6 protein-coding genes and 2 pseudogenes are annotated in these 4,704 nt (G+C 38.1%); all 8 read right to left on the reverse strand.

What is annotated here, in order from left to right:
• Positions 1 to 110: 110 nt before the first annotated feature.
• Positions 111 to 655, reverse strand: a pseudogene (locus B3143_RS07295) (GTP-binding protein).
• Positions 636 to 968 carry a hypothetical protein gene (locus B3143_RS07300; RefSeq protein ID WP_224213999.1) on the reverse strand — a complete coding sequence of 111 codons (333 nt, stop codon included), beginning with the start codon at positions 966 to 968 and terminating at the stop codon, positions 636 to 638. The pseudogene B3143_RS07295 and the gene B3143_RS07300 overlap by 20 nt, the downstream one beginning before the upstream one ends.
• A gap of 144 nt (positions 969 to 1,112) precedes the next feature.
• Entirely contained in the window at positions 1,113 to 1,649 is a 537-nt protein-coding gene (locus B3143_RS07305) for a hypothetical protein (protein ID WP_005237170.1), read from the reverse strand.
• Between the two features lie 105 nt (positions 1,650 to 1,754).
• Positions 1,755 to 2,095 (reverse strand): annotated as a pseudogene (locus B3143_RS07310) (roadblock/LC7 domain-containing protein).
• A gap of 422 nt (positions 2,096 to 2,517) precedes the next feature.
• Positions 2,518 to 3,165 carry a hypothetical protein gene (locus B3143_RS07315; RefSeq protein WP_005237167.1) on the reverse strand — a complete coding sequence of 216 codons (648 nt, stop codon included), beginning with the start codon at positions 3,163 to 3,165 and terminating at the stop codon, positions 2,518 to 2,520.
• An 18-nt stretch (positions 3,166 to 3,183) separates the two neighbouring features.
• Positions 3,184 to 3,612: a ClpXP protease specificity-enhancing factor gene (locus B3143_RS07320; RefSeq protein ID WP_005237165.1), complete on the reverse strand. Its 429-nt coding sequence runs from the start codon at positions 3,610 to 3,612 to the stop codon at positions 3,184 to 3,186.
• A complete protein-coding gene (locus B3143_RS07325) occupies positions 3,605 to 4,273 on the reverse strand; it encodes a glutathione S-transferase N-terminal domain-containing protein (protein WP_005237162.1) in 669 nt (222 codons plus the stop codon). Before B3143_RS07325 ends, B3143_RS07320 begins: the two co-directional genes overlap by 8 nt.
• Positions 4,274 to 4,605: 332 nt before the next feature.
• Positions 4,606 to 4,704: 30S ribosomal protein S9 (gene rpsI / locus B3143_RS07330; protein WP_286739975.1), on the reverse strand; the 99-nt coding region annotated here is incomplete at its 5' end.

Raw genomic sequence — 4,704 nt, forward strand, 5'->3', positions numbered from 1 at the left:
GTAAATGTCAACAGACCCTACTAATGATCTCCTGAATTTGCTGTTTGGCATGCTGAACGAGGGCTTCCGGGACTTGATGTCTTTCTTGTATAGTAAGCATGCTTTAATCCTTAGCTCATGAGGTTATGGTTGACTTCGATTGAAGTAATGAGGGCTTCTAAGAGAAGTAAGATGTCGTCTTTTTGACGTGCATCTACAAAAAAGAGGGGAGTATAGAGATCCTGCTGAATCAGCCAGTCCTTATAAATCTGGGTAAAGTGAGAGCTTTCAAGATCACTGTGCGTAATCCCAATGGCAATATTATTGGTATATTCCTAGAATACTTCGATATAGCTTTCCAGTTCCTGGATTGGATCACTCACTGTATGATCAATGAGGATAATAGCACCTAGTGCGCCTTGACAGATGACAAGCCAGATAAAATCAAAGCGGCTTTGTCCTGGCGTCCCATATAGGCCAATTTTAGTTTCATCTTCTAATGTGATCTCATCATAATCAATTCCTACAGTGGTTTCCATTTTTGTATGGCTGCGGTCGTCAGTATTCAGTGCCTCAGTGAGTAACACTGGTATATATTAGATAAGGAACGTATCGCGGCTGTTTTACCTGCGCCCATGGAGCCCGCAAAAACGATTTTATATTGTTGTAAAATCATAAGTATTTACTTTATTAAAATCCAAATTTAAATCGTAGCTTTCCAAAAAAGCTTTTAATGAAACTTTGCTGTTCTGTTCTTTCAACTGGCGCAGTGGTGCGATAACGACTTTCCCAAGCATTAATTTTTTCAATATTTCCGGAAGCCATACTGGCTGCAATAAATTGTCGAAGTGTGAATAAAGAAATTGCATGTTGCTCAGCAATTTTTGAAATCTTAGCGCCTTAAATAAAGCAGGCAGATATCTGAAAAATACGTTTTTTATGTAGCGGATGAGCTGACTTTGGCCAGTAATGAATTTTGTAGTGACCATCTTCAGGTGCGATCTGAGCAAAATTAGGCGAGTCCCAGAAAAAATTCCATAACCAGTCCTGCAGAATCTGCGTTTCTCTACGTGTCACTTTTAATACGTCGCTAGTAAGCGAAGTCGTATTAAAATGAAAAGTCTGTACCTGTTTCAGCCCGGTCTTTGTTTAACCAAACCAAGCAAGTTTTTTGCTGAGTCAATGATGGCAATAGTGCCATGCTGATCATAGAGATGTAATTTGCCTTTTTCAGGATGCAGCATCTCTTTAAAAAAGTTGATGGTATAGGGAGGGTCAGAAGATTGCTGGGAGTGAACTAGCGTTGAAAATATAGGTTCTTTTATTTCTGGTTTAATTTCTGAATTAAGAACATTTTGCTCAAACCAGTGCTTGAGAATTTGTGTGTTTTGCAGGGGTAAAGCGAGCGTGTTATTTATAATCTGGTTCGAATATTGAGCATTTTTAGAGATGCATAAATAAGGACATTTTTGGTTTTTGAGAACACGTTGAATACCCTCTGTTTCAAGAAAGTATTCATACACCAACAGGCAATCGAGATGAGGATCGGAAGCAGTGTTCCATTGCAGGATAAAATGGTCAGGAGTGATGTGTTGTAAAGTCTTTTTTAGTTCATCAGCATCGTGAATACTTAAACCTGCTATTCCAATATGAATATAATGCCTATGCATTTTAAGTCTCGATTAAACTTTATATTTTATTGGGTGAAGCGCATAAGAATCCCCTTTATCGCATGAAATAAAGGGGAAAACTGTGTATTAGCTGAAGTCTAAACCTTATTCAAAAGATTTAAGCTCATGACGAGCCATAGCCCGGTTTGCTTTAGAGCGATCCAGTACAAGATACAGGAATACATTATTATTCTTTTCGAGTGGGCGAATGAGATGATATTGCTTGCCCAGCGTAATCAGAATATCTTCAATCGAGTCATTCAGGTTTAATGAATTCGCTACACGGCGTTTTGCGCGAACCACTTCTGTATTGCCGGCTGCTGCAAGTTTACGATCGATATTGCCACCATTGAGTTGCTAAAGCCAAGACCGCTTTCACCATCAGTTAATGCTGCAGCAACGAAACCATCAATGTCTGTAAGTGTATCTAAGGTTACCTTAGCCACAATTATTTCCCTGTTATAAAAATAGTTGATGCGTTAGTTGTATTTGATGAAGTTCGAATATTATCTTTTTCATTCAAATTCATTATAAAAATGGGCAAGTAAATTACAATTGAAATAAAAACCATATAAAATTTAATGGTTTACTTTAGATTTTAATTTTTAACTTCTACTTTGTAATTATGTGATGCGTTTATCTTTTTATTTAAGGATATGTGAAACAATTTTGTGATTATTTTTTGATTTATAATCTCAGCTTAATCTAAAAGATGTAATAAAATATTTTGAATGAATTATGGGGCTAGTTAGGTAAAAATTTCAGTTAAGAAAATTGATTCACTTCATTCCCTGATAAATCTAAAGAATAAAAAAAGCCAATATCTCATTGGCTTTTAGTAAAACTGAATTTTTTGAGGTTGAAATATTTATGCAAATACGCGTAATACTGCATCAATCAGTACCCAAAGAATCGCAAGCGCAACCACTGGCTCAACGATTTTTGCCCAGGTTGGTGTTTCTACAACAGCAACTTCTTCAACATCATGATGCTGGCTATTTTGATGAACCATTTGGCTAAACTCCTTCATTGATGCTTCTAATGATAGCTCTTCTTCATGAATTGGTTTAGAGCCTTTGAGTTCTGTTAGGTTATTTGTTGTCCAAACCCAATCATCTGCCTGGCCAGACAAATGTTCAATTTGTCCTTTCAACAGCTCTTGGATACTGGTCTGATTATGATTGCCAGTATCATGTAACTGCTTTAATTCAGTCAGCTGAAAATGGAAAATTTCAGACGTGAGCTGTTCCAGCTCGGGTTTTGGTAAAGTTGACTGGTTTTCCACTCGGGTAGTCAGGTGACGGGCGATTTCTAGGATATAAAGTTCATCTGGATGCTTGATTTCATTATAAATTTTTTGCGGGTTATTGCGCCATTCGCTAATCAGTTTGCCTAAAGTGAGAGCATTGATTTCTGAAATATATTTACGTCTTTCTTCTTTTGTATAGCTTTGTAGAAGCTCAGGCTTTTGAGTTTCTATCTGTTCAACAAAATATTGTACTAAATCAAAAGCCATTCACTTACTCCATTATTTTTAATCTAATAACCTTAGGGTTGGTTTTTTCTTTGCGGGTTCAGGCTGTTCTTCAGTGCTTGATTTTAAAGCATCTTCATCATTTTGTGTATGCTCATATTCATTTGGATCAAAGAATAATCCTTGACCATTCTCACGTGCATAGATCCCGAGGACTGCTGCCATCGGTACATAGATATCACGTGATACACCACCAAAACGTGCTGAGAAGGTGATGGCTTCATTATCCATATTCAGCGCATGAACTGCATGCGGCACAATATTCAGGACAATCTGGCTATCTTTAATAAACTGTTCAGGTACCATGGTATTTGGACGTGTAGCATCGACCAGCAGATAAGGCGTCATATTGTTGTCGCAAATCCACTCATAGATTGCACGTGCCATATAGGGACGGGTAGGACTTAAGTTGAATTCTTGTTCAGACATGATGTTTCTCTACAGATTTGATTTGCTCTTGGTAGCGGTTTTTTTCCTGCAAGGTCATGGATTTTGCAAATGCAGGACGGCTAAAAACTCGTTGGCAATATAAATAAAATGGACGACATTGTTGTCGAGGTAATTCTACTCCCATGCTTTTGAGTCGAATGAAAATGGGAGCCAGCATACAATCTAAGATGCTGAATTGTTCCGACATAAAATAAGGAAAATGCTGGAACAGGGGCGTTAATGAAATCAGGATATCATGCAACTGTTTTTGAGCCTTCACTTTGGCTGCAGCGTCCAGACTATCCGGATGGCATAGCATGATATCTGCCAGTTTGAGCCAGTCATTTTCAAAACGCCAGATATATTGCCGCTGTTCCGCACGAGGCATGGGGGCATCTGCATAGAGCTTATTCTGGCGGTAACGATCATCAATATATTCGGAAATGATGCTGGTATTGAACAATTTTAAATCATTTTCAATCAGCATGGGTAGCTGGTTATAAGGATTGAGGCTGGCCAGATCTTCATCATCGCTATCGACCAGAATCAGGTTATATTTAATCTGCTTTTCGGCAAGTACGTAGCGAATCCAATGGGAACGAAAGTCATCGGCATGGCTATATAAGGTGAGTCCTTGAAGTGGCGCGCTTTCGACTGACATAAATCCTGATTAAGTTCTAATGAATAGACTAGGATACTAAAAATCAACCTAAAAAGCACGAAGCATAAAAAGCCAATTGGACTAAGGCAGGGTAGAGTAGAGAAAAAAATGAAAGGAGCAGAACAACATGATCATGAATTTTGGCTTAATCATTCTGTTTATTATCATCGGTGTTGCGAATTATTATCTGACCAAATCCTTCTGGTGTCATGAAGGGGTATGGGGTAAGGATGTGCATGAACAATAAATATAGAATCCAACTAAGTGGTCAATTTCAAGCCATAAAAAACCCTGGAATAAACCAGGGTTTTTTGTCCGATTCGGTAAACGAATTAACGTTTAGAGAATTGAGGACGTTTACGAGCTTTACGTAAACCAAGTTTCTTACGTTCAACTTCACGAGCATCACGAGTAACGAAACCAGCTTGACG

The organism is Acinetobacter sp. UBA1496 (assembly GCF_002324975.1).
Classification (GTDB): domain Bacteria; phylum Pseudomonadota; class Gammaproteobacteria; order Pseudomonadales; family Moraxellaceae; genus Acinetobacter; species Acinetobacter variabilis.